Below are 24,027 nucleotides of genomic sequence, written 5' to 3'. Positions count from 1 at the left end.
CAATAGCTGACGGAATCAGCCGGAATGTTGGCTGAATCCGTCACGGCTTGCTTTCTTCGGGTTCCGGCTTCCGCGGTCAGGTGTGACCGGGCACACTTCAAGCAGTAGACATCCAGCAAAGGAGCACCATGCCTGACACCATCGGCGAGCTGTCCGCCGTCGAACTTTCCGCAGCGATCCGGGAGAAGAAGATCTCTGCGCGCGAAGCCCTTGCCGACCACCTGGAGCGCATCGCGGACGTGAACCCCGTGATCAACGCAGTGGTGACTCTCGACGCCGAAGGCGCCCAGGCCCTGGCCCACCGCGCGGACCACGTGACGGCTTCGGGAGCAGACCTTCCGCCCCTGCACGGCGTGCCCATGACCCACAAAGACACGAACAATACCGCCGGGATGCGCACCACTCAGGGCTCGCTTGCCTTGCGCGACTTTGTGCCCGACGCCGATGACCTCATCATTGCCCGGCTGAAGGCGGCCGGGGTTGTCAGCACCGGGAAGTCGAACGTTCCCGAGTTTGGCGCCGGATCCCACACGTTCAACGACCTTTTCGGAACCACCACCAACCCGTACGCACCCACCCTCAGCGCCGGCGGCAGCAGCGGCGGGGTGGCCGCCGTCGTCGCTTCCCGCGTCCAGAGCATCGGCGACGGCAGCGACATGGGCGGCTCGCTCCGCATCCCGGCCTCCTTTTGCAATGTGGTGGGTTTCAGGCCATCGACGGCAGTGATCCCCATGCCGTCCGACGTCAACGCCTACGGGTGGCTGGGCCGAACCGGACCCATGGCACGCAGCGTGGAGGACATTGCCCTGTTCATGTCCGTGACGGCCGGCAAGGACCCTCGAGTGCCCCATCCGGAAGGCCTTGATCCGGAGGTTTTCCGAGCTGGGCTCGAGGCCGATATGCGCGGGGTCCGGATTGGCTGGTCACGGGACTTTGGCATTGGGGTGCCGGTGGACCCTGAAATCCTGGAGCATCTCGAACGGCAACTCGCGGTCTTCGAAGGCCTCGGCGCGATCGTGGAAGAAGCCACCCCCGATTTCAGCGAAGCCGACCTGGTGTTCGGGAACACCCGCGCCATGGACTTCGCCGCAGGACTGGGTCCCATCCTGGAGCGCTCTGGTCACGTTATCAAAGCGGAAGTGCACTGGAACGTCCACAAAGGTTTCGACCTCACCGCCCGCGACCTGATCGAGACAGCCGCAGCCCGCACTCGCCTGGAACGCAGCGTCCAGTCATTTTTTGGGCGCTACGACCTCTTTGCCAGCCCCTGCGCCCAGGTCCTTCCCTTCGACGCCGCACTGCGGTACCCCCAGGACATCGCGGGTGTTCCTTCACAGACCTACCTCGACTGGATGCGCTCAGCCTGCCTGTTGTCCGCCACAGGGCTGCCCGTGCTCAGCGTCCCGGCAGGCTTCAGCTCCGCAGGGCTCCCCATCGGCTTGCAGCTCGCCGGCAACCACTACACGGACATGCAGTTGCTCCGCTACGGCCGTGCCTTCGAACAGCAGACCGGCTACGCCGCGATCGCTCCTGTTTTTTCTACGGCAGGCGAGGCCATCACTACCGTGCGCGCATAACCCGCCCGCCACGCTTTCGGGCGTCCAGCAGGATGGACACGTCCACAGTGACAGCATGCTGCGCCCACTCCGAGTCCGTGATGAAGCGGTAGAGGTCTGCCATGTCCTCCACCGTGACATCGGCCATAATCTGGTAATTACCGGCGATCGCCGCCGCATAACGGACAGTAGGCAGCTCCGCCAGGCTCTTGCCAACCTGTTCAACGTGCTGCGGAGAAGCCCGGATCCAGAGCAGTGCCTCGACATACAAGCCAAAGGATGCCGGCTCAACGATGGCGCGCAAGTGAACCTGGTTATTGGCAAGCAGCCACTCAGTACGGCGGCGTGCTGTTGCTTCAGAAACACCCACCCGGCGGCCCAACGCTTCAAAACTCATCCGGCCATCGGCACAGAGGGCAGCCACGAGCTCGTGGTCCTGCCTGCTCAAATCCTGCCGCGGCACCAGGATGCCGGAGTCCGGGGTGAGACTGGAGCGGAGCGCCTCCGCCTTGTCACTGGTGAGGATTTCCGGCCGCCACCCCCGGATGGTGCGGAAGTAACGCAACACGGGGTAGCTGGTGGAATCGCGCAGACCGATGGTGGCGGGCAACTCGTCAGAGAGGACATCGGCCATGCGTGCAGGCTCGGTGAGGATCTCTGCCACGCAGTCTCCGGTACCCGTGGTGGTGTAGACAAAGGTGGTATCCGGCCTCTGCCCCAGTGCGTGGGCCGCGGCCCGCACAGTGCCGGGCATGCATCTCATCTCCACCAACACCACGGACGGCCGGGGCCGGATGCCCACTACAGCGACAGCTCCGGACTCCACAAGCTGTGAACCCCGGCGCGCGACAGTTCGTTCTGCTTCCCCAAGGACCGCCGCCATCTTCCGCCAGGGGCACCGCGGATCCAGTTGGAGCGCGGCAACGATCTGCCGCTCCAATGCGTCAAAAACCTCCATGCAAGCTCCGTCCTCCGTCCGCTGGGGTTGCTCAATTCCACCACGGACTGAGGTGCGTTACGTCACGACGGCGAATGCCGGCGTCGTGCCTTAACGGCAGGTGCCCCGCCCCCAAGGAGGGGACGGGGCACCAGGGTCAAGGCTTGGGACTTAAGCGAAGTCGGAGACTGCCGGGTCCGGTCCGATGCGGCCTTCGGCACCGCGGTCGAGGCCGTTGATGGCCTCGATGTCGGTGGCATCCAGCGTGACGTTGAGCGCCGCGAAGTTTTCTTGGATGCGGGACTCGGTGACGGACTTGGGAATGACCACATTGCCGATGGCCAGGTGCCAGGCGATGACCACCTGGGCGGGCGTGGCATCGTGCTTGGCGGCGATTTCAGCAACTGTGGCGCTTTGAAGGAGCTCGCCACCCTGGCCCAGTGGGGACCAAGCCTGGGTCAGGATGCCCTTGGAAGCGTTGAATTCGCGAAGGTCAGCCTGGTTGAAGAAGGGGTGCAGTTCCACCTGGTTGATGGCCGGAACAACGCCGGTTTCATCGATGATGTGCTGCAGGCCTTCCTTGGTGAAGTTGGATACACCGATGGACTTGACGCGGCCACGCTTCTTGAGCTCGATGAGCGCCTTCCAGGTGTCAACGTACTTTTCCTGCTTGGGCTGCTGCCAGTGAATCAGGTAGAGATCCAGGGTCTCGAGGCCGAGTCGGTCCATGGACTCCTCGAAGGCTGCGAGCGTGGAGTCGTAGCCTTGGTCTGCGTTCCACAGCTTGGTGGTGATGAAGATTTCGTCGGCGGAGAGGCCGGAGGAGGCGATGGCCCGGCCGACACCTGCCTCATTGCCGTAGATCTTGGCGGTATCGATGTGGCGGAAGCCGGCTTCAAAAGCCTGGCGCACCACCTTTTCGGCTACATCGTCTTCAACTTGCCACACCCCGTAGCCGAGCTGGGGGATGGTGTTGCCGTCGTTGAAAGTAAGTGTTGGTGACGAAGTCATGATTGCCATACTGCCAGCACGAACCTGTGAAAAGCCCGGAATGTTACGGAGATCAGCTATGCGCTTAACTTCTTGTGCAGGAGGAATAAAGGCGCACGCTTGTAGTTGCTCACGCCTTGCATCTTTCTCCCGGCCCTTCAGGCTCCGAGCTGGCGCTCTGCATCGGCAACCTGCTCAAAGACGGCTTCCGAGCGCCGCCTCACGGAGAGTGCGCCCACAGGAACCGGGCCAACGGCCAACCTCAACATCGCGGCCGCCTCCGCGGTGGTGGCCAGGGAATTTCCAGCCTTGGACAACGCACGGTGCACCCCTGCCAGGGCCCCCGGAACATCCAGGCCGTCGCTTGGGGATCGTCTTTGCGCCTCGACGCAAATGGTCCTCACGCGCGGAGACAACTCGGCAAGATCATTGGCGATCTGCACAAGCTCGTTGTACAGCTGCTCATCATCAACGCCCTCAAGAACTTGGTGGTACCGGTCCAGGCCGCGGTGGAAACGGTCGTGGGCGCGTCGCCACAACCCCTTACCGAGCTCCAGATCGTCCTTCCGTCCTTGGCGGACGGCCCCAAAGAAACCCACGAGCGAACTCAGAGGTACTGACCCGGACCGTGGTCGGGGTCTTCCGGCCGGCCGTGCGAAGCAGCACCGGGAGCCCCCGGCGCTGCGGCACGCTGCGGCTGGCCATTTTCGCCAATGACGATGCCCGGCGCGATGACAGTTCCCGGCGGGAGCTGGCGAAGTTGCATCTGCGCGGCGGCATGTTCCTTGGCGGCCTGCTGTGCGGCGATGGCGGCCTGGATGCCGTGGAACAAGCCTTCCAACCACCCCACCAGCTGTGCCTGGGCGATGCGAAGTTCCGCATCGGAGGGCGCCTTTTCGTCGGGAAAAGGCAAGCTGATGCGTTCCAGCTCCTCGATGAGTTCAGGTGCGAGACCGTCCTCGAGTTCCTTGATGGAGCGCTCATGGATTTCGGCGAGGCGCCCACGTGCAGCGTCGTCCAGGGGCGCGGCTTTAACTTCCTCCAAAAGTTGGCGGATCATGGTGCCGATCCGCATCACCTTTGCCGGTTCGTCAACAAGTTCGTGAAGATTGCCGCCCTTGGGCTTGGCATCCTTTCCGGACTCTCCCCCGCCGGGTTGCTGTCCGTTGGGCCTATTGTGGCCCTCTTCCAGCATGGTTCCCTCCACGGGGGTGTCGTCCGAAGCCTCATCCGTGGGCTGAATGTCGTTCAGATCGCTCATTCGTTCATACTCTCATGGGGTTCACGCGAACCCCCGTCCAGTTCCTCGATTCCGACTTCGTTCGTAGCGAAACTTGGTTCTCCGTCAGCAGCAGCGGCCCTGGGGATTGCTGTCCTGCCGGTCCATCCGGTCCCGCCAAAACTCACGCTCCGTCATGGCAGGACCGGTATGGCCGCTGGCATTGAAGTGTTCCAGATACTTGCGGTAGGCGTCTGCACCCATGAGCGAACCCATGTAGGTGGCGAACCCGCGAAGCCCTTTGGCCACCGCATTCATCAGTGATGCCCGGCCTTCTGCGTGCGCTTCTCCGCAGGCAGGGCATTCCACTCCGCCAGCAGGGCCTTCTCCGCTGAGGTGGGGATCAGTCCGGCCGGAGCATACACCTTGGATGGCAGGGCCGGGTCCTCATGGTCTTGTCCGCCGCCTGCACGGATTGCCCTGATGGTCGCCAACAGGGCGGCGACAATCACGATGATGCTCAACGTCACGAAGATGACCGAAAGGACGCCCTGGATCATGGTGTTACGGACCACCGCTTCCATGGCTGCAACGGTCTTTGCCGTGCCGAACTCCGTCTTGCCGTCCGCCAAGGCCTTGGAGAAGGCCTGGTTGTTGGCGAAGTAGCCCACTGCCGGAACCGGCGAGAAGATCTTGTGGAAGCTGGCAGTAATCGTCACTACTGCCGCAAAGGCCAGAGGGACCGCCACGATCCACAGCCACTTGAAGACGCCACGCTTGGCAGTGATGGCCAGGCACACCGCCAGCGCGATGGCCGCAAGGAGTTGGTTGGCGATGCCGAACAACGGGAAGAGCGTATTGATCCCGCCCAGGGGGTCGGTGACACCCATCAGGAGCACTGCACCCCATGCACCCACCATGATGGCGGTGCATAGCCAAGCGCCGGGACGCCAGGAGGCTTCCTTGAACTTGGGAACAAAGTTGCCAATGGAATCCTGCAGCATGAACCGGGCAACACGCGTGCCGGCGTCAACTGCGGTCAGGATGAACAGCGCCTCAAACATGATGGCGAAGTGGTACCAGAAGGCCATCATGCCGGGTCCACCGATGAACTGCTGCATGATGTGCGCCAAGCCTACGGCCAGTGTGGGTGCACCACCGGACCGGGAGACGATGCTCTCCTCGCCCACGTCCTTGGCCGTCTGGGCCAGCACGTCCGGGGTGATGTTCACGTTGGCCAGGCCGAGGCTGTTCACCCACTGCGCTGCGGATTCCACCGTGCCTCCGGTGAGGGCAAGGGGTGCGTTCATGGCGAAGTAGATGCCGCGGTCGATCGAAATCGCAGCTACCAGGGCCATGATGGCCACAAAGGACTCCATGAGCATGCCGCCATAGCCGATGAAGCGCGTCTGGCGTTCTTTCTCGATCAGCTTGGGAGTGGTGCCGGAGGAAATAAGGGCGTGGAATCCTGACAGGGCGCCACAGGCGATGGTGACAAAGAGGAAGGGGAACAGCGCCCCGGAGAAAACGGGTCCGTTCTCACGGCTGGCGAACTCGCTGAACGCGGGGACAGTGATTTCCGGACGAACCACAATGATGGCCAAAGCCAGCATCACGATCACGCCGATCTTCATGAAGGTGGAGAGGTAGTCGCGAGGGGCCAGGAGCAGCCACACCGGCAGGATGGCAGCAATGAAGCCGTAGATGATGATGCCCCAGGCAATGGTGACCTTGTCGAGGTGGAAGAAGGCTGCACCCCATTCGGTTCCGGCCACTGCGCCGCCGCCGATGATGGCCGCCATCAGTAAAACGAAGCCGATGATGGACACTTCCATCACCTTTCCTGGCCGGATGAAGCGCAGGTAAACGCCCATGAACAGTGCGATGGGGATGGTCATCCCCACAGAGAAGACACCCCACGGACTCTCGCCCAGGGCGTTGACCACGACGAGCGCAAGGATGGCCACAATGATGATCATGATGAGCAGGGTGGCCACGAGGGCCGCCGTGCCGCCAATGACGCCAAGTTCTTCACGTGCCATCTGGCCGAGGGAACGGCCACCGCGGCGCATGGAGAAGAACATGACCAGGTAGTCCTGCACGGCACCGGCAAGAACGACACCGATGATGATCCAGATGGTGCCTGGCAGATAGCCCATCTGGGCTGCGATGACAGGTCCCACCAGCGGCCCCGCGCCGGCAATGGCGGCGAAGTGGTGGCCGAACAGCACATTCCGGTCGGTGCGGACATAGTCCTTGCCATCAGCCTTGTACTCGGCAGGAGTGGCGCGGCGATCATCCGGCTTGAGCAAGTAGCGCTCAATAACCTTGGAATAGAACCGGTAGCCAATCAGATAGGTGCATACCGCAGCGAAAACGAACCAGATGGCGTTCACGGTTTCGCCGCGTACCAGCGCCAGCATGAACCATGCCACCGCTCCCAGCAGCGAGATCGCCACCCACAGCCCGATCTTTGCCGGGGTCCATCTCCGCTCTTCTGCCTCACGGACTGAGTCATCCACGGCCGGGGAAGGCAGCGTAGGATCCAATCCTTCCGTGAGTCCGGCCTTGTCAGAAACCTTGCCCATATCTCCTCCTTGAGAACTGCTGCAGTGATGGGTGCTGCCGTTGGTGGCGATCTTCGCGGTGGGGGCCGCATCGCCGGGTGCCTTCCAGCACAGTAACAACCGTCACAGACAAGTAAAGGGGGAACGCGCCAACGTGGAACAACGCGGCGGTGAACGGTCACAGCCTTGCGGCGGATGACCATGCTCCCGCACCGGAGGAGACTAGGTGGCTCCCCCGTTGGCCTGCGCCTGCACCATGCGCGCTTCACACAGGTCCAACCAGCGCACTTCGGCTTCGGCTTGGAAAATCAAGGAATCGAGTACCAGCAGCCCCGCGGTGTCCACGGAACGTTGGTTGGCGGACACTGCCTTCCTCGCCAGCGTGTGCTCCTGCAACGCCCTGACGGACACCTCACGCTGGGATTGGATCACCGCGGAGGTATCCACACCGGGCAGCGTCACGGCAAGGGCAAGCTTGATGGCGATCTCGTTCCGCGGCGGGGCGCCACGGTCCACGGCGCCGCCAAACCACGCCTCGACTTCCTCGGCACCGGCGTCAGTGATGCTGTAGATGACGTGGCCACCGCCGTCGTCGCCGTCTTTACTGACCAGGCCATCGCGCTCAAGGCGGTCCAGGGTGGTGTAAACCTGTCCGATGTTCAACGGCCAGGCGGCACCGGTCCGGTCCTCGAATTCGACGCGCAGTTCGTAGCCGTACCGGGGCTGGTCCTGAAGCAGGGCCAGCAGACTGTGCCGGATGGACATATGGCTCCTCGCAGCGGTTGGACGGAACGATCAGAGGAGCAGCAGGACCTTGCCCACGTGCTCGCCCGAGTCGAAATACTGATGGGCTTCCCGGACATGTTCCAGTGGGAAGGATTTGGCCACGAGCGGCCTGATCCTGCCGTCGGTGAGCATCGGCCATACGGACTCGCGGACCGCGGACATGATGATGCCTTTTTCGGCCACGGACCGCGGCCGAAGCGCCGTACCAATCACGGCAGCCCGTTTGCTGAGGAGTTGGCCGAGGTTGATCTCGGCGGTGGTCCCGCCCTGCAGGCCAATGACGATCAGGCGGCCGTACTCGGCGAGCGCGTCGACGTTCTGCTGGAGGTACTTGGCACCCACGACGTCGAGGATCACGTCCGCGCCTTTGCCCCCGTTTTGCGCCTTGAGGCTTTCAGCGAAGTCCTCTTCGGTGTAGTTGATGGCGATGTCGGCGCCCAGGAAGGCCTTGGCGGTTCCCACCTTCTCGTCGGTTCCGGCAGTGGTCGCTACCGTTGCACCGCAGGCCTTGGCCAACTGGATGGCCATGGTGCCGATGCCGCCGGTGGCGCCATGGATGAGTACTGTCTCCCCGGGCTGCATCTGCGCTGTCATGATGAGGTTGGAATAGACGGTGGCCGCAACTTCAGGCAGGGCCGCGGCGGTAATGAGGTCCACACCTTCGGGAATCCGCAAAACCTGCTCCGCAGGTACGGCCACCTGCTGGGCGTAGCCTCCGCCGGAGAGCAGCGCAACGACTTTATCCCCCACGGAGAACGCCTTGGTGACGCCGGGACCAAAGGCTGCGATGCGTCCGGAGACTTCAAGCCCTGGAATGTCGGATGCGCCTGGCGGTGGCGGGTAGAAGCCGCGCCGCTGCTGGACGTCCGCACGGTTCAGTCCGGCAGCCACGACGTCGATCAAGACCTCCCCGGCGCCTGGCACCGGTGCGGGGACCTCGCGGATTTCGAGGACTTCGGGCCCGCCTGGCTCTGAGATGTAGACGGCTTTCATGACGAACTCCCGGTTTCTTGCTGGTCCTCAAACCCCCGGGGCAGGGGCTGGAGGACGTGATGTTTTGGAACAGCCAACTCCCTATGAAACACTACTAGGCGAGGAAGGTTGTCCGAGCGGCCTAAGGAGCTGGTCTTGAAAACCAGTGTGCGGTAACCCCGTACCAAGGGTTCAAATCCCTTACCTTCCGCCAATGAGATGCCCCGGGTTCCAGGACCCGGGGCATTTTTGTTTGTTTGATTGTTGTTCCGCAGGGCCGCCAAGCGCGCAACTGAGAACTGACACCCGGTAGATCATTGAAACTGTCAGACCCCCCGCATAGTGTTCTTTCTGTCTCCACACCACTGACATATGCCGTAGCTTTGGCCGCGGAATAACAACAGGAGCCTGACCCATGCCTAAGCCTGACATCACTCCCGGCGCACCCTGCTGGATTGATCTGATGACGTCCGATACTGAGAAAGCGAAGACGTTCTACAGCGCGCTTTTCGGCTGGACGTATGAGACCGGGGATGAGGAAAAGTACGGCGGCTACATCACGGCGCTGAAGGACGGCCGGATGGTGGCGGGCATCATGGCGAAGCAGGCTGACATGGGTGCCATGCCGGATGTCTGGTCCACTTACCTTCGTACCGATGACATCAAGGCAACCACCGAGGCAGCAGCCACCCATGGGGGTCAGGTGTATTTGGAACCCATGGAAGTTCCCGAGCAGGGCACCATGGCCATGTACGGTGACGCCTCAGGCGCGTCCATCGGAGCTTGGGAATTCGGGGAAATGACGGGCTACGAGCTGGCGGCTGAGGCCGGCGCTCCTGCGTGGCACGAACTCCTTTCCAAGGATTACGAGGCAGCGGTCACCTTCTACCAGGAAGTCTTTGGCTGGGACACGGACGTCATGAGCGATACTCCGGATTTCCGGTACACCACCCTCGGCGCCGGAGACGACGCCAAGGCGGGCATCATGGATGCCTCCGGTTTCCTTCCGGAACAGGTCCCCTCCATGTGGAGCGTGTACTTCGCCGTGGAGGACACGGACGCCACAGTGGAGCAAGCAACAGCCTTGGGCGCCACCATCACACAACCTGCAGAGGACACACCGTTTGGTCGTTTGGCTACGCTGCAGGACCCCACGGGAGCTGTCTTCAAAGTCATCCAGGACCTGGGCCAAACGGCCTAGGGTTTCACTGCACCGGGTCTGCCCGGCGCCCTCCACCGAGGGCAGCCGGCCGGATCCACTCATTGCCGGCGTTGGGGGATCAGCCGGCGTGGGTCCTTGTCAGGTCCCTCACTGTCGATCGCAGGCCCCTTGCCTGCTGTCCCGCGGGGAATGAGGACCCACATGCACCACTTTTCACGACGATTGAGGACCGCTGCCGTGCTGGGCATGGCATCGATTGCGCTGGCGGGCTGTTCGTTGATCAGCAGCGGCGACGCCAAGCGGGATGAGTCAGGAAAGCCTACGGAATCGTCCAAGGCCGATGCCTTCAAGGTGAAGTTGGGCGACTGCATCGCCAATCCGGACAGCCAGGAAGTTATGGATGTCACCATCATTCCGTGCGATCAGAGCCACGACCTTGAGGCCTACGCGCTGACCAACATGGACGCGTCTGCGTTCCCCGGCGACACTGAGGTGGGCACCCAGGCTGAAGAATACTGCGGTGCCCAGTTCGCAACGTTTGTTGGCCTGCCGTTCGAGGAATCTGCGCTGGATGTGACCTTCCTCCACCCCACCAGCGACTCCTGGAAAAACGGTGACCGGGAGATCGTCTGCCTGATCGGTGGCGAGGCCGGAGCCGCCACCACCGGCACCCTTAAGGGTGCCGCCAGGTAACGCACGAGTGCCAAGGGAACCCAGCGGCCACCCCCGGTCCACCTCCCATTCATTCCATCGTGTTCTGCTATGCCCGAGCAATAGGTTTACCCCGGAGTAACTTCCGGAACAACGCCCACTTCACAAGATTGTGGGCGTCGTCCAAAGGGCCCCACAGGGTCCCCTAATGAAAGTTAGAGCGGATGCACCAACAACAGTGGAAAGTACTGGCAGGAACGGTCTTGTCAGTGGGGTTGCTCGCCGCCCCGCTGACGGCCGCTCCGGCCATGGCGGCGGATGATCCGTCCGCCCCTGCCGGCTCATCGGCGGTAGTCATCAACGAGGCTTACCTCAGCGGTGGCAGTGCCGGCGCCGCGTTCAAGAACAAGTTCGTTGAGCTCTACAACTCCTCGGATTCCCCGGTCAGCCTGTCAGGCTGGTCGTTGCAGTACCGTTCAGGCACAGCCACCGCCGCACCCACGGGGATCACCCCCCTGACCGGCACCATCCCTGCCAAGGGCTACTTCCTGGTCCAGGGAGCCACCAACAGCGGAGCCTCCACCGCCCCGGCCCTTCCCACGGCCGATGTCCAAGCCACCGGGACGCTGAACCCCAGCGGAACCACAGGAACACTGGTCCTGGCCAAGCAGTCCACCGCTGTGTCCCCGCTCCCGGCTGGATCAGTGACCGGCAACGCCGCCATTGCCGACCTCCTGGGCTATGGCACCTCCAACACGTTCGAAACCGCCGCGGCCACTGCGCCCACCGGCAACTCGGACGTCAAGAGCCTGAACCGCACCAACGGGGCGGACACGGACTCCAACGCCACGGACTTCAGCCTGAACGCCACCATTACCCCCACGGCCTCCAACGGCGGTGGAACCCCTCCCACGGATCCGGAGCCGGAGCCCGGTGTCAAGGCCATTGCCGAGATCCAGGGAACGGGTACGGCGAGCCCCCTGGTCGGCAGCACCGTGACCACGCGCGGCAAGGTCACCGCACTGTACGCCACCGGCGGGTTCAACGGCTACTACGTCCAGACCCCCGGAACCGGCGGCGATACTGCCGGGGCGGCCAGGACGGCGTCGGACGCTTTGTTCGTCTACTCACCCACGACCACGGGAACCGTCCAGCAGGGCGACTACCTGGAACTCACAGGCGTCGTCAGCGAATTCGCCAACCAGACCCAGCTCACGGTTGAAGCTGCAGGGTTGAAGAAGCTCGCTGAGGCGGCCCCCGAGGTCAAGTCCACGCCGTTTGCCTTGCCGGCGAATGAGGCCGCGAGGGAAAGCCTCGAAGGCATGCTCGTAGCCCCCCAGGGCGATTTCACGGTCACGGATAACTACTCCCTGAACCAGTACGGCGAAATCGGCCTCGCGGCCGGGACCTCGCCCTTGGTGCAGCCCACGGCCGTGGCCGCTTATGGCTCGCCGGAGTACGCTGCCGTGGTGGCGGACAACGCGCTGCGGGGCATCAAGCTCGACGACGGTGCGTCCACCAACTTCCTCAAGGACGCCACCACCAAGGCCCAGCAACTGCCGTACCTGACAACCTCGGATCCCGTTCGTGTGGGTTCGCCCGCACAGTTCCGGACCGACGTCATCCTTGGCTACGGCAACAACTCCTGGAAGTTCCAGCCGCTCACCGCACTCAACGCGGCCAATGCTGGTTCGGTCCAACCGGCCAGCTTCACCGCCACCCGGCCGGAAGGTCCTGCCGATGTGGGAGGCAGCCTCAAGCTCGCTTCCTTCAACGTGCTCAACTACTTCCCCACCACCGGTGACCAGCTGGCCGGCTGCGTCTTCTATACCGACCGCGAGGGCAACCCCATCACGGTCAAGGAAGGCTGCAACGCCCGCGGTGCTGCCAACGCGGAGAACTTCGAGCGCCAGCAGGCCAAGATCGTAGCGGCCATCACCAAGTCCGGCGCCGACGTCGTATCCCTCGAGGAAATCGAGAACTCCGCGCAGTTCGGCAAGGAGCGCGACTACGCGTTGTCCAAGCTGGTGGAGGCCCTCAACGTCAAAACACCTGGCGTGTGGGACTACGTGCGGACGCCCGCCAACGCTCCCCCGCTGAGCGATGAAGACATGATCCGCACCGCGTTCATCTACAAAAAGGCCGTGGCGGAGCCCGTGGGCGAGTCCATCATCCACAACGACACCGTGGCTTTCGCCAGCGCACGCAAGCCGCTGGCCCAGGTCTTCAAACCGGTTGGCGGTGCCGATGACAAGAAGTTCATCGCGATCGTGAACCACTTCAAGTCCAAGGGCTCGGCCGCTACCCCGGACGATACCGACAAGGGCCAGGGTGCCTCGAACATTGCCCGCACCAAGCAGGCTGAATCGCTGCTCGCTTTCTCGAAGGATCTTCAGGCGTCCAAGGGCACGGACAAGGTCTTCCTGATCGGTGACTTCAACGCCTACGCCAAGGAAGATCCCATCAACGTCCTCACGGGCGCCGGCTATGCCGATCTTGAGGTGGGCACCGGCAAGCACTCATACCTGTTCGGGGGCATGGTGGGTTCCCTGGACCACATCCTGGCTTCACCCGCAGCGGCCAAGGCCGTCACGGGAACCGACATCTGGAACATCAATTCCGTGGAGTCCGTCGCACTGGAGTACAGCAGGTATAACAACAATGTGACCAACTACTATGCCGCGGACGAGTTCCGGGCCAGCGACCACGATCCTGTGGTGGTGGGCCTGGACCTGACTGCGGAGGCACCCGCAAGCGTTGACCTGCAGTTCCTGGGGATCAACGACTTCCACGGCCGCATCGACACCAACACCGTGCTCTTTGCCGGAACGGTGGAGAAGCTCCGCGCGGCAGCTGCCCCCGGGGCTACGGCCTTCATCTCGGCCGGCGACAACATCGGCGCCTCCCTCTTCGCTTCTTCAGTGGCGAAGGACCAGCCCACCATCGACGTCCTGAACACCTTGGAGCTGCAGGCTTCCGCTGTGGGCAACCACGAGTTCGACGGCGGCTGGCAGGACCTGCGCGACCGCGTCGTCGCAGGAGGTACCAACGCAAAGTTCGCGTACCTCGGTGCGAACGTCTACCAAAAGGGCACCACCACGCCGGTCTTGCCGGAGTACAAGGTGCTGGATATGAACGGCATGCGGGTGGCCGTCATCGGCACTGTCACCCAGGAAGTTCCTTCACTGGTGACTCCCGCCGGAATCTCGGACCTCGAATTCGGGGATCCTGTGGAGGCCATCAACCGGGTGGCCGCGAAGATCAAGGCCGACGATCTAGCCGACCTCATCATCGTGGAAAGCCACGACGGCGCCGCGTCCGGCACTCCTGAGGGCGCCACGCTGGAGCAGGAAGTCGCCGCGGGCGGCCCCTTCGCCAAGCTGGTCAACGAAACCACTCCCGACGTCGCTGCCATCTTCACCGGACATACCCACAAGGAATACGCCTGGGACGCACCGGTACTGGACGCCAACGGCCAGCCGACCGGCAAAACCCGTCCCATCGTGCAGACCGGCAACTACGGCGAGAACGTGGGCAGCGTGACGCTCACTGTGGACACCGCCAGCAAGTCCGTGACGGCGTACAAGGCCGCAATCGTGGATCGGACCACCGAGACCGCCGAAAGCCTGGTTGCTGCGTACCCGAGGGTGGCCGCAGTGAAGACCATCGTGGACAAGGCGCTGGCCCAAGCTGCTGAAATCGGCAACCAGCCCGTTGGTGCAGTGACCGCCGATATCACCACCGCCTTCACCCCGGATCCTGCCGGAGGCGCCCCCAAGCGGGACGACCGCGCGAATGAATCCACGCTGGGCAACCTGGTGGCAGACTCCCTGGTGGATACGCTCAAGGCACCCGAACTGGGTGCGGCGGAGATCGGCGTCGTGAACCCCGGAGGCCTGCGTAACGAGCTCTACTACGCCCCGGATGGCACCATCACCTACGCAGAGGCCAACGCGGTCCTGCCGTTCGTGAACAACCTGTGGACCACGTCCCTGACAGGTGCCCAGTTCAAGACGCTCCTGGAGCAGCAGTGGCAGACCAACGCTGACGGAACCGTGCCCAGCCGCCCCTACCAGCAGCTTGGCCTGTCCAAGAACATCAACTACACCTACGACGCCGCCCGTCCCGCAGGAGACCGCGTCACCGGCATCTGGGTGAACGGCGCCGTCATCGATCCCGCGAAGCAGTACAGGATCGGCACGTTCAGCTTCCTGGCCACCGGTGGTGACAACTTCCGGGTCTTCAAGGAAGGCAGCAACACCAAGGACACCGGACTGGTGGACCGGGATGCCTGGATCAAATACCTGCAGGAGCACAAGCCGGTGTCGCCGGACTTTGCCCGTCGTTCCGTCGCTGTGGTGAACTCCACCGCAGCCGGGGTTAAGGCCGGCGAACCCATCGCACTGGCTGTCTCAAAGCTGAACCTGACATCGATCGGCAGCCCCGCCAATGCCACCCTCAATGCCGTCTTTGTTGACAGCAAGGGTGCAGCGGTGACGCTCGGATCCGTACCGGTAACAGCAGGTGCAGCCACGGTGGACCTCAAGGTTCCCGCCTCGGCAGCGGCCGGCACTGGCACGTTGGTGCTCACCGCCGTCGAAAGCGGAACCGTGGTGAAGACGCTCGTGACGGTTGCTGAGAGCGGCCCGAACCCGCCGCAATGCACCGCGCCCACCAAGCCGTCCAAGTGGTACGACATTGTGGGGTGGCTGCGGTACGCGTTCGCCTGGTTGGAGTACCAGAGGTGCCTGCGGGGCTAGCAAACCCGTAACGCCATAAGGCAGGGCCCTCACGAACTTACCCTTCGTGAGGGCCCTGCCTTTGTGCTGAACGCTATGACTTAGTGCCGAACGCTACGCCGATCCGTAGCCGTGCGTGGCTCAGCGGGCCAGAATACTGCGGGCAATCTCGTCGGCATCCCTGAGGGTCCGCTGTCCGCTGGCGTAGGCCGGTCCGGTCCGGGGTCGGGCTTCCGCAGCGATGGCCGTGCCCCACTGCACCGCGGAGAGCTGAAGACCCAAGACGTACAGGTTCCTTGTGACGGATCCATTCGCCGCCAGGGGCCTGTATGGATGCGGTTCAACGTCCAATCCCGTGGTCTGCACAGGAGCGCCTTCGCCGCCCATCATGATCTTGGTGCGCACCAGGCCATCAGCCATCAGCTGCTCCAGCAGCGGGGAGACGTTCATTCCCACCCTGTTGGCCGGCGACATCGCCTCGATCAAGGTAGGTGCTTCGGCCGGCGCATCGTGCACCCACGGCGAAACCGCCCGGAACACCTTGGCTGCCCGGTCCACGCTGAACTTCGGGTCGGGGCCCACGAAACTCACGACGCCGGCACGCGCCAAAGCGGCCAGCTGCTCCGAGCGCAGTGCAGGGGCTCCGCTGGCCAGCCCTTCGACGAAGGACTCGAACCAGCCGCGCAACCCTGAGAGCCACGATTCGTCCGTGATGCCGCCGTCTGCCACCACCGATTTGAGGATGGCCCGGCCGGTGTGGAGCGCACCGATGGCCATCTTGACGGGGTCCGCCTCCCCGAGGGCCGATCGTCGCGCGTCATCATCCAGGTAGGCCGTGATGGCTGCGTCCAGCTCACGTCGAGAGGCAAAGGTGCGTCCTGCCAGTGGAGCGGCCAGTCCGCGGAGGTTCAACCGGCGGGAAGACACAACATGCTTTTCCACGAGGTCGCCCACGCTGCTTTCCCAGTGCGTGGTGGTGTGCGCGTGCGGTTGGAGCGCATCCTCAAGATCAGCCAGGAACTGCGCAGGGTCCTTGATTGCCGTCGGCTGGGAGCGGGCCAGCGTTGAGTAGTAGGCCCAGAAGGCGTCGCGGTGCAGGAGTGGCCAAAGATCATGGTCAAAACCAGGTTGGATTCCCGCTGCACGGAACCGGTCCACTGCGTCTTCGGTCAGGTACCGCATGGTGATGCTGCCCGGATAGTAGGCATCCAGGCCGGCCTTGGCCCGGTACGGCGTGCCACGGCGGGAGGCGGCGATGATTTTCGGTTCGCGCCCCGATGCCCTGTACTCCAATACCCCGGCTCCCGGCGCACCGGCGTCAACAAACTTGCCCCCGCGCCCCTCCGTCAGCTGGCCCATGACGTCAAAGAAGTTCAATCCCATGCCCCGGACCAGCACTGGCTCGTTATCCGGCACGGATTGCCAGTCCACGTCGGCCGGCGGTGCGGGCGGAAAATACAGCAGGCCCTGTTCGTCAGCGGCGCGCTTGAATGAGCGCTGTTCCGGATTCAGCCGGGACTCAATGTGCCCCAGGGCGAGGACCACGGAGCCGACGGTGAGGGTGAGGCCATTGGCGAGTTCGACGTCGAACCCGTCCCCCGCGCTGTTCGCCGTGCTGTTCACAAAAGGGCGTGCCGCCACGGCGGTGGTCTCATGGAAGGTGACCTCGACGCCGTCGGGAAGCCGTTCCAGCAATCCCGCCAAGGTTTGGCGCAGGTACCTGCCGTACAGCGCGCGGCTGGGGAAATTGTTCGACTCGAGGGTGGCCAACTCGGCCTTCTCAGCATCGTTCAGTCCCGCACCATCACGACGCCGGGCCTCACGCCACTGGTCGAAGGAACCACCTGCCAGCGGCGGGGCCAGCCTCGGGTCTTCGGGGATGAGTGTCGGATAGAAAGACTGGGTGTTCATCAGATACAAGCGCGACTGCTCGGGCTGCCACACGTGGCCCGATCCGGCCGGAAAAGGATCCACCACATCAAGGTGCAGGGTGGTTCCCGGAGGGCTACCGGCAGCCCAATTCGCAAGCAACCGCTCAAGGACGCTGGTGCCCCGAGGGCCGGCCCCAATAAGGGCAACACGGATGGTTTGCGATTTAGCCACGCTCAAGCCTAACTTCCTGTGACTTGCTTACGGTCGAACAGTGTTGCTTGGATGGGGCGATGACCACCACAGAAGCTGATCAGACGCCACTTCCCGAGAATGACACCGCCACCACCTCCGGGCCCCGCCATGCTGCGGACGTGGCGGCTGAGCCCACGGATGAAAACGTCTGGCTCGAGGACATCCACGGCGAGGAACAGCTGGCGTGGGTCCGCGAACAAAACGCCCGCACCGAGGAATTGCTCGAGGATGCCGAATATGCGGCTGTTGAAGCCGGCATCCTTGAGGTCCTCGACTCAACAGACCGCATCGCCATGGTCTCCAAGCGGGGCGACTACTACTACAACTTCTGGAAGGACCAGGAACACCCCAAAGGCCTCTGGCGCCGCACCACCTGGGAAAGCTACCTCACCGACGAGCCCGAGTGGGACGTCCTGCTGGACGTCGATGCCCTTGCCGCCGCCGAAGGTGTGGAGTGGGTCTTCCACGGCGCCGGTTTCCTCCGGCCGGCCGATGGCGACGAGTACCGCCTGGCCATGGTCTCACTCTCCCCCGACGGAGGCGACGCAGACCGCCACCGCGAGTTCGACGTCGAATCCCGCACCTTCGTGGAGGGCGGCTTTGACCTCCCCACTGCCAAGGGAAACGTCAGCTGGCTCGATGCCGACACCCTGCTGGTGTCCAGCACTGCGGAGGGACTGCCTGCAACGACGTCTTCCTATGCGAGGACCGGCGTGAAGCTGAGGCGCGGACAGACGCTGGCCCAGGCCGAGCGCCTCTTTGAGATTCCCGAGGACCACATGCTGGCCATGGTGGCCCACGATTCGACCCCGGGCTACGAGCGGACCTTCGCCGTGGACTACATCGACTTCTACAACCGGAGCACCTGGCTGCTGCGCGAGGACTCGTGGGTGGCAATCGACGTTCCCACCGACGTCAACATCAGCGCCCACCGCGACTGGCTGCTGTTCCGTCCGCAGAAAGACTGGGAGGTTGAGGGCTCCGTGTACCCGGCGGGAGCTCTGCTGGCGGCCGATTTCGACTCCTACCTGGCGGGGTCCCGTTCGCTGTTGGTCCTGTTTACGCCGGATGCCCAAACCTCGCTGCAGTCCTGGAGCTGGACCAAGGATTACCTGCTGCTGAACCTCCTGCGCGACGTCTCCTCGGAAATCCGGGTGCTGGACCCTTCCACGGTTGACTCCGCGGGTGCATGGGCATCCACCCTCCTGGATGCCTGCCCGCCGCTGCACGATGTCAATGCCTATGCCGTGGACGACGAAGACCTGGGCGCAGCCGGCAACGACTTCTGGCTGGTGGCCACCGGCTTCACCACTCCCACCACTCTCACCCGGGGAGCGCTGACACGCGGCGATGACGGGCAGTCCAGCGGCGTGGTGAGCCGGCATGCCGAAGTGAAGCGGTCGCCGTCGTTCTTCAACGAAGCCGGGTACGAGGTCCAACAGCACTTTGCTGTCTCTGCCGATGGAACGAAGGTTCCCTACTTCCAGGTGGCGTCCAAGGATCTGGTACTTGATGGCCAGAACCCCACGCAGCTTTCCGGCTACGGCGGGTTCGAGATCTCGCGGACCCCGGCCTACAGCGGATCCATCGGCCGGGCATGGCTTGAGCGGCGAACAGTGGGCGTTGCCTCCGAGGACGGCACCGGCACGCACTCGCGCGGCGGCGTGTACGTTGTGGCCAACATCCGGGGCGGTGGCGAATACGGGCCCTCATGGCACCGCGCTGCCCTCCAGGAAAACCGCCACCGCGCCTACGAGGACTTCGCTGCGGTGGCCCGGGACTTGATCTCCCGCGGCGTTACCAGCCGTCCGCGTCTGGGCTGCGTCGGAGGCTCCAACGGCGGGCTTCTGGTGGGAAACATGCTGACCCAGTACCCCGAACTGTTCGGTGCCGTGTCCTGCGGCGTGCCGCTCCTGGACATGCGCCGGTACACCAAGCTCTCGGCCGGGTACTCGTGGATTGCTGAATACGGGGACCCCGATGTCCCCGCGCAGTGGGAGTTCATCCGCACCTTCTCGCCGTACCACCTCCTTCATGACGGCGTGGATTACCCCGAGACGTTCATCTGGACTGCCACTTCGGATGACCGGGTGGGACCCGTCCAAGCCCGAAAGATGGCTGCACGCATGCAGGCCATGGGCATCCCGAATGTGTGGTTCCACGAAGCCCTCGAAGGTGGCCATGCCGGTGCCTCGGACAACAGGCAGGCTGCGGCGTTGCAGGCGCGGAGCAACCACTTCTTGTGGCGTTCGCTGGCCGGAAGCAACTAGCCGCTCCGTCAGGTCCGATTCGCTGGTTCGCTGCCTGCCAGGCCGTTCGCACGGCCCGTCCCGCCGCGAACCAGCGAAATGGGCAGGAGAATGGCCGCGTTTTGCGCTCGACGGCACGTTCTGCGTATCCTTGGTGGGCTAGCAATAGCAAAGGGAGACGTGCCAGAGCGGCCGAATGGGCTTCACTGCTAATGAAGTGTGGGGCACAACTCCACCGGGGGTTCAAATCCCCCCGTCTCCGCGAAAAGGTCCCGGTTTTCAAACCGGGACCTTTTGCGTTTAACGCCGCTTTGAACCGCCGCTGACTTCAGCCCCCGCATGGCGGTGGAGGGTGAGGCTGTCCACAGTGCTGATCAGCATCAGAACTGCCATGGCCACGAAGGCCCCCTTATAGGCCGCCACTTGATCCGGACCGAACACCTCGGTGGCCTCGAACAGGCGCAGGAACAAAGCACCCACGGCGATCCCGGCCGCTGCCGCCAACTGAACCAGCGTTGCCGATATGGCGTTGGCCGAGGGCAACTGCCCCGGGACGATATCTGCGTACTGCACCGAGGCGTAGGCGGAGAAACCAATGGAACGGAAGGCGCCGCTGAACAGCAGCAGGGCGAAAATGAGCGGTTCGGGTGTTTGGGCGTCAAGGAAAGCGCACATGGCAAACGTCACGGCCGACGCGAACGAGGCAAAAACGAGCACCGGTTTGAATCCGAAACGCCGGATCAACGGCGTAGTGGCCGGTTTGATCCCAATGTTGCCCACGAACACCGCCGCCACCATGACACCGGCCTTCAGGGGATCCCAGCCAAACCCGTCCTGGAACATCAGGGGCAGCAGGAAAGGGACCGAGCTGATGGTCAACCGGTAGATGAAACCCCCGGTGGATGTTGCCCTGAAGGTCCGGGTACCGAAGACGCTGAGGTTGAACAGGGGAACTTTCGCTTTGCTCATCCACCAGACCGCGCCGGCCAGCGACAGTACTCCGGCAAAGACAACTCCGGCGGCCAGGACATTTGATGCGTGCCCACCCAGGGTCTCCAAGCCCACCACCAACGCGCCTACACCCAGCGTGGTCAGCAACAGGCCGAACCAGTCCAGTCGGCGCTTCCCGTCGAATTGTGTCCGCGGCACCAGCCTGAGGGCCGCAATGAAGGCAGCCAGCCCCAGTGGGACGTTGATGATGAAGATCCAGTGCCATGACAGGAAGGTGGTCAGGGCGCCGCCAACCATCGGAGCCAGCACGGGAGCAAGCAGGCCAGGCCACACGAGGTAGGCGGTGGCCCGGAGAAGTTCGGATTTGGGAGTGCCCCGCAGCACCACCAGGGTCCCCACGGGAACCATCATGGCTCCGCCCATGCCCTGGGCCACCCGGCTGAGCGTGAGCATGGTCAGGTCGGTGCTGATCGCGCAGAACAGGGAGGCAAGAGTGAACACCGAGATTGCGAGACAGAAAATCCTGCGCGCGCCGAAACGCTCCGCCAGCCAACTGCTCAACGGGATGCCCATGGCGACCGTTACCAGATACGCCGTCATGGTGATGTTGATGTCGGCCGGTGCTACCCGGAAATCGGAGGCAATGCTGGGAATGGCCGTGGTGAGGATGGTCCCGTCCAGGAACTCCATGAAAAACGTCGCAGCCACCAGCAGCGCCAGGCGCGGCCGCCACGTCGTCTGGTCGGCGGCATCGACGTCGGTGTTGCTCGGGTTTGCGCTCATGGCTCCGGTCCGGGTTCTGGCGTGTGCCTGCCACGGTGAGCAGGCTGTTTGCTCGATCCTATAGATGCAGCGTGGGAGCGATCACAACATGACGTAGTTCCAGCGGAGAGGGACCGATGGGCTACCCAGCTTGGGCGGCACTACCCGGCTCTCGCCGGACTACCCAGCTTGGGCCAGCGCGAGCGGCAGCACCGCGCCCACTCCGGCTTGGCGCAACGCCCTGGCCGAGACCGTCATGGTCCATCGGCTGTCAATGAGGTCATCGACCAACAGCACGGGTTGGCCACCGAGGCCCGCCAAAGCCTGGGCGAGATCGGGACCGACCACCAGCCTGTCCCACACCCCTGCCAGCCGGTACGCACTGTTCCCTCCACGTGCGCCGGTGGGCCCGCCGTGCTGGGGTTGCAGTTGTCCGAGGTAGGGCATTTGCCCTATGCCCGCGATTCCTTGAGCCAAGGTCCCGACCAACTGCGGCTTGCTCCGTGAGGGGACACTGACCACGGCTGCCGGACGGCCGACTCCGCTCCAGGGAGTCCCACCCTCAGCACCTGACCATTCGCGCAGGACCTGGACACATGCCTGCAGCATGGCTGGATCCACCGCCCGGTCCGGCGCCCCGGCAGCGAACAGTTCGCGGAGCGACCCACCCCAGCCAAGGTCGGTGAGCCTGGCAAGAATCCGTCCCTCGGACACACTCTCATCGGGCTTGATCTTTCCCTTGACCGCAACACCGAGACGGTCCATTCCACTGGGCCATTGAAGGCGTGGTTCCACGGCTATTCCGGCCCGGCGCAGAGTCTGTCCTGCGGCATCGGCGGCGGAGGCTGCCACGTCCACGGGAAACCATCGGCCGGCGCAGTTGTCACAGCGCCCACACGCGGCCGCGGTTTCGTCGTCCAGCACCGAGGTGATGTATTCCATGCGGCACCCGGCGGTGTCCTGGTAGATCACCATGGAATCCTGCTCGTCCACGCGTGCCTCGGCAATACGTGAGTAACGATCGGCGTCGTAGTTCCACGGGACCCCGGTGGAGCGCCAGCCCCCACCGACGCGTTCCACGGCTCCATCGACCGCCAGGACTTTGAGGAGGAGTTCCAGCGGTGTTCGGCGAAGATCCACCCTGGCTTCCAGAGCCACCGTGGACAGCGCCGAACCGGCTTCGCCGAGGACAGTGAGGACAGCGTTCGCTTTCTCGGCCGACGGCATGGAGGCCGTGGCAAAGTACTGCCAGATTTCACGGTCCTCGGAGCCTGGAAGCAACAGGACATCTGCGTTGGCCGCTCCACGTCCTGCACGGCCAACTTGTTGGTAGTAAGCCACAGGCGAGGACGGCGCGCCGAGGTGGATGACAAAGCCCAGGTCCGGCTTGTCGAATCCCATTCCCAAGGCGGACGTGGCCACGAGAGCCTTTACCTGGTTGTCCTTAAGGAGTTGTTCTGCGCGCTCCCTGCCGGCAGGGTCTGTGCGTCCGGTATATGAGAGAACATTGTGTCCGGCTTCAGCCAGAAGCCTGGCAGTATCCTCAGCCGCCGAGACCGTGAGCGTATAAATGATGCCACTGCCAGGCATATCCGCCAGATGCGTCAGCAACCAGCCCAAGCGGTCCCGGGAATCGGGCAGTGTCAGGACGCCCAGGCGCAGCGATTCACGGCCCAGGGCGCCACGGATGGTCAGTACGCCATCACCGAGTTGCTCCTCGATGTCATGGACCACCCTGGAATTGGCGGTGGCCGTGGTGGCCAGGACGGGAACCGACGCCGGCAGTTGTGCAATGAGGTCCGCAATCCGGCGGTAATCCGGACGGAAGTCATGTCCCCAGTCCGAAATACAGTGAGCCTCATCAATGACCAAAAGGCCGGTACGGCGGATGAGTTCCGGGAGCTGGTTCTCCCGGAAGGAGGGGTTGGTCAGCCGTTCAGGAGAGACCAGGAGGACATCCACCTCATCAGCGGCCAATTGGGCCAGGACGGTGTCCCATTCCAGGGCATTGGCGGAGTTGATGGCCACAGCCCGGACTCCTGCCCGTGCGGCAGCGGCAACCTGGTCCCGCATGAGCGCCAGCAACGGCGAAACAATCAGAGTGGGGCCCGCACCCCGCCTGCGCAGCAGCAGCGAGGCAACGAAGTAGACAGCCGATTTTCCCCAACCGGTACGCTGAACCACCAAGGCCCGGCGTCCGGCATCAACCAACGCTTCGATGGCCTCGTACTGGCCGTCATGGAACTGGGCTTCCGGGTGCCCCACCAACTCCCGCAGACATTCCAAAGCCTGGTGCTGGGTAGGTGATTGCACGGAAACGGCAGCGTTCTGGGAGTTGTTGGCCATCACCCCAGTATTCCAG

The 24,027-nt window shown here is 63.6% G+C and carries 16 protein-coding genes and 2 tRNA genes; 7 read left to right on the top strand and 11 right to left on the bottom strand.

Translation table 11 applies throughout. The annotated features are described in order from the left end of the window. Positions 1-128 precede the first annotated feature (128 nt). Entirely contained in the window at positions 129-1,577 is a 1,449-nt protein-coding gene (locus AYX22_RS04770; RefSeq protein WP_207596354.1) for an amidase family protein, read from the top strand. On the opposite strand, the gene AYX22_RS04765 is transcribed toward AYX22_RS04770, so the two are convergent. The 8 genes from AYX22_RS04765 to AYX22_RS04730 form a co-directional block, all read right to left on the bottom strand. Continuing rightward, the gene (locus AYX22_RS04765; protein ID WP_207596352.1) at positions 1,561-2,514 is read right to left on the bottom strand and encodes an AsnC family transcriptional regulator; all 954 of its coding nucleotides are present in this window, start codon (positions 2,512-2,514) and stop codon (positions 1,561-1,563) included. The genes AYX22_RS04770 and AYX22_RS04765 overlap by 17 nt on opposite strands. A gap of 150 nt (positions 2,515-2,664) precedes the next feature. Next, positions 2,665-3,504, bottom strand: a complete 840-nt coding sequence (locus AYX22_RS04760; RefSeq protein ID WP_207596351.1) for an aldo/keto reductase — start codon at positions 3,502-3,504, stop codon at positions 2,665-2,667. Positions 3,505-3,641: 137 nt separating this feature from the next. Beyond that, entirely contained in the window at positions 3,642-4,082 is a 441-nt protein-coding gene (locus AYX22_RS04755) for a hypothetical protein (protein ID WP_207596350.1), read from the bottom strand. Positions 4,083-4,090: 8 nt separating this feature from the next. After that, complete coding sequence (locus tag AYX22_RS04750; protein ID WP_207596349.1) at positions 4,091-4,744, bottom strand: bacterial proteasome activator family protein; 654 nt, start codon at positions 4,742-4,744, stop codon at positions 4,091-4,093. 84 nt (positions 4,745-4,828) lie between these two features. Continuing rightward, entirely contained in the window at positions 4,829-5,020 is a 192-nt protein-coding gene (locus tag AYX22_RS04745) for a YbdD/YjiX family protein (protein WP_207596348.1), read from the bottom strand. Further along, a complete protein-coding gene (locus AYX22_RS04740) occupies positions 5,020-7,290 on the bottom strand; it encodes a carbon starvation CstA family protein (RefSeq protein ID WP_207596347.1) in 2,271 nt (756 codons plus the stop codon). The genes AYX22_RS04745 and AYX22_RS04740 overlap by 1 nt, the downstream gene beginning before the upstream one ends. 201 nt (positions 7,291-7,491) lie before the next feature. Beyond that, positions 7,492-8,034 (bottom strand): PadR family transcriptional regulator, encoded by a 543-nt coding sequence (locus tag AYX22_RS04735; RefSeq protein ID WP_207596346.1) that lies wholly within the window; start codon positions 8,032-8,034, stop codon positions 7,492-7,494. A gap of 30 nt (positions 8,035-8,064) precedes the next feature. After that, positions 8,065-9,048, bottom strand: coding sequence for an NAD(P)H-quinone oxidoreductase (locus AYX22_RS04730; RefSeq protein WP_207596345.1), 984 nt, complete (start codon positions 9,046-9,048; stop codon positions 8,065-8,067). A 102-nt stretch (positions 9,049-9,150) separates the two neighbouring features. Here AYX22_RS04730 and AYX22_RS04725 point away from each other — a divergent pair. The 4 genes from AYX22_RS04725 (at position 9,151) to AYX22_RS04710 (ending at position 15,600) form a co-directional block, all read left to right on the top strand. Next, positions 9,151-9,241: transfer RNA gene (locus tag AYX22_RS04725), tRNA-Ser, on the top strand. A 201-nt stretch (positions 9,242-9,442) separates the two neighbouring features. Then, entirely contained in the window at positions 9,443-10,228 is a 786-nt protein-coding gene (locus AYX22_RS04720; protein WP_207596344.1) for a VOC family protein, read from the top strand. A gap of 162 nt (positions 10,229-10,390) precedes the next feature. Further along, positions 10,391-10,882, top strand: a complete 492-nt coding sequence (locus tag AYX22_RS04715) for a septum formation family protein (RefSeq protein ID WP_207596342.1) — start codon at positions 10,391-10,393, stop codon at positions 10,880-10,882. Positions 10,883-11,064: 182 nt separating this feature from the next. Further along, a complete protein-coding gene (locus AYX22_RS04710) occupies positions 11,065-15,600 on the top strand; it encodes an ExeM/NucH family extracellular endonuclease (protein WP_207596340.1) in 4,536 nt (1,511 codons plus the stop codon). Positions 15,601-15,720: 120 nt separating this feature from the next. Here AYX22_RS04710 and AYX22_RS04705 read toward each other — a convergent pair whose 3' ends face one another. After that, a complete protein-coding gene (locus tag AYX22_RS04705) occupies positions 15,721-17,682 on the bottom strand; it encodes an FAD/NAD(P)-binding protein (RefSeq protein WP_207596339.1) in 1,962 nt (653 codons plus the stop codon). Positions 17,683-17,741: 59 nt separating this feature from the next. On the opposite strand from AYX22_RS04705, the gene AYX22_RS04700 reads away from it, so the two are divergent. Both AYX22_RS04700 and AYX22_RS04695 read left to right on the top strand, forming a co-directional pair. After that, positions 17,742-19,973: a prolyl oligopeptidase family serine peptidase gene (locus tag AYX22_RS04700; protein WP_207596337.1), complete on the top strand. Its 2,232-nt coding sequence runs from the start codon at positions 17,742-17,744 to the stop codon at positions 19,971-19,973. A gap of 153 nt (positions 19,974-20,126) precedes the next feature. After that, a tRNA-Ser gene (locus AYX22_RS04695) sits at positions 20,127-20,214 on the top strand. Between the two features lie 38 nt (positions 20,215-20,252). On the opposite strand, the gene AYX22_RS04690 is transcribed toward AYX22_RS04695, so the two are convergent. Both AYX22_RS04690 and AYX22_RS04685 read right to left on the bottom strand, forming a co-directional pair. After that, complete coding sequence (locus AYX22_RS04690) at positions 20,253-21,686, bottom strand: MFS transporter (RefSeq protein WP_207596335.1); 1,434 nt, start codon at positions 21,684-21,686, stop codon at positions 20,253-20,255. Positions 21,687-21,845: 159 nt separating this feature from the next. Continuing rightward, complete coding sequence (locus AYX22_RS04685; RefSeq protein WP_207596333.1) at positions 21,846-24,011, bottom strand: RecQ family ATP-dependent DNA helicase; 2,166 nt, start codon at positions 24,009-24,011, stop codon at positions 21,846-21,848. Positions 24,012-24,027: the final 16 nt, after the last annotated feature.

Source organism: Arthrobacter sp. D5-1, assembly GCF_017357425.1.
In the GTDB taxonomy this organism is placed as follows: Bacteria; Actinomycetota; Actinomycetes; order Actinomycetales; family Micrococcaceae; genus Arthrobacter.
This window is presented reverse-complemented; position numbering and strand designations above follow the sequence as displayed.

What these genes read in the sequence shown, in the direction of transcription:
- AYX22_RS04770 (WP_207596354.1), top strand. Translation starts at nt 129, where the DNA reads ATGCCTGACACCATCGGCGAGCTGTCCGCCGTCGAACTTTCCGCAGCG.
- AYX22_RS04765 (WP_207596352.1), bottom strand. Translation starts at nt 2,514, where the DNA reads ATGGAGGTTTTTGACGCATTGGAGCGGCAGATCGTTGCCGCGCTCCAA.
- AYX22_RS04760 (WP_207596351.1), bottom strand. Translation starts at nt 3,504, where the DNA reads ATGACTTCGTCACCAACACTTACTTTCAACGACGGCAACACCATCCCC.
- AYX22_RS04750 (WP_207596349.1), bottom strand. Translation starts at nt 4,744, where the DNA reads ATGAGCGATCTGAACGACATTCAGCCCACGGATGAGGCTTCGGACGAC.
- AYX22_RS04745 (WP_207596348.1), bottom strand. Translation starts at nt 5,020, where the DNA reads ATGAATGCGGTGGCCAAAGGGCTTCGCGGGTTCGCCACCTACATGGGT.
- AYX22_RS04740 (WP_207596347.1), bottom strand. Translation starts at nt 7,290, where the DNA reads ATGGGCAAGGTTTCTGACAAGGCCGGACTCACGGAAGGATTGGATCCT.
- AYX22_RS04735 (WP_207596346.1), bottom strand. Translation starts at nt 8,034, where the DNA reads ATGTCCATCCGGCACAGTCTGCTGGCCCTGCTTCAGGACCAGCCCCGG.
- AYX22_RS04730 (WP_207596345.1), bottom strand. Translation starts at nt 9,048, where the DNA reads ATGAAAGCCGTCTACATCTCAGAGCCAGGCGGGCCCGAAGTCCTCGAA.
- AYX22_RS04720 (WP_207596344.1), top strand. Translation starts at nt 9,443, where the DNA reads ATGCCTAAGCCTGACATCACTCCCGGCGCACCCTGCTGGATTGATCTG.
- AYX22_RS04715 (WP_207596342.1), top strand. Translation starts at nt 10,391, where the DNA reads ATGCACCACTTTTCACGACGATTGAGGACCGCTGCCGTGCTGGGCATG.
- AYX22_RS04710 (WP_207596340.1), top strand. Translation starts at nt 11,065, where the DNA reads ATGCACCAACAACAGTGGAAAGTACTGGCAGGAACGGTCTTGTCAGTG.
- AYX22_RS04700 (WP_207596337.1), top strand. Translation starts at nt 17,742, where the DNA reads ATGACCACCACAGAAGCTGATCAGACGCCACTTCCCGAGAATGACACC.
- AYX22_RS04690 (WP_207596335.1), bottom strand. Translation starts at nt 21,686, where the DNA reads ATGAGCGCAAACCCGAGCAACACCGACGTCGATGCCGCCGACCAGACG.
- AYX22_RS04685 (WP_207596333.1), bottom strand. Translation starts at nt 24,011, where the DNA reads ATGGCCAACAACTCCCAGAACGCTGCCGTTTCCGTGCAATCACCTACC.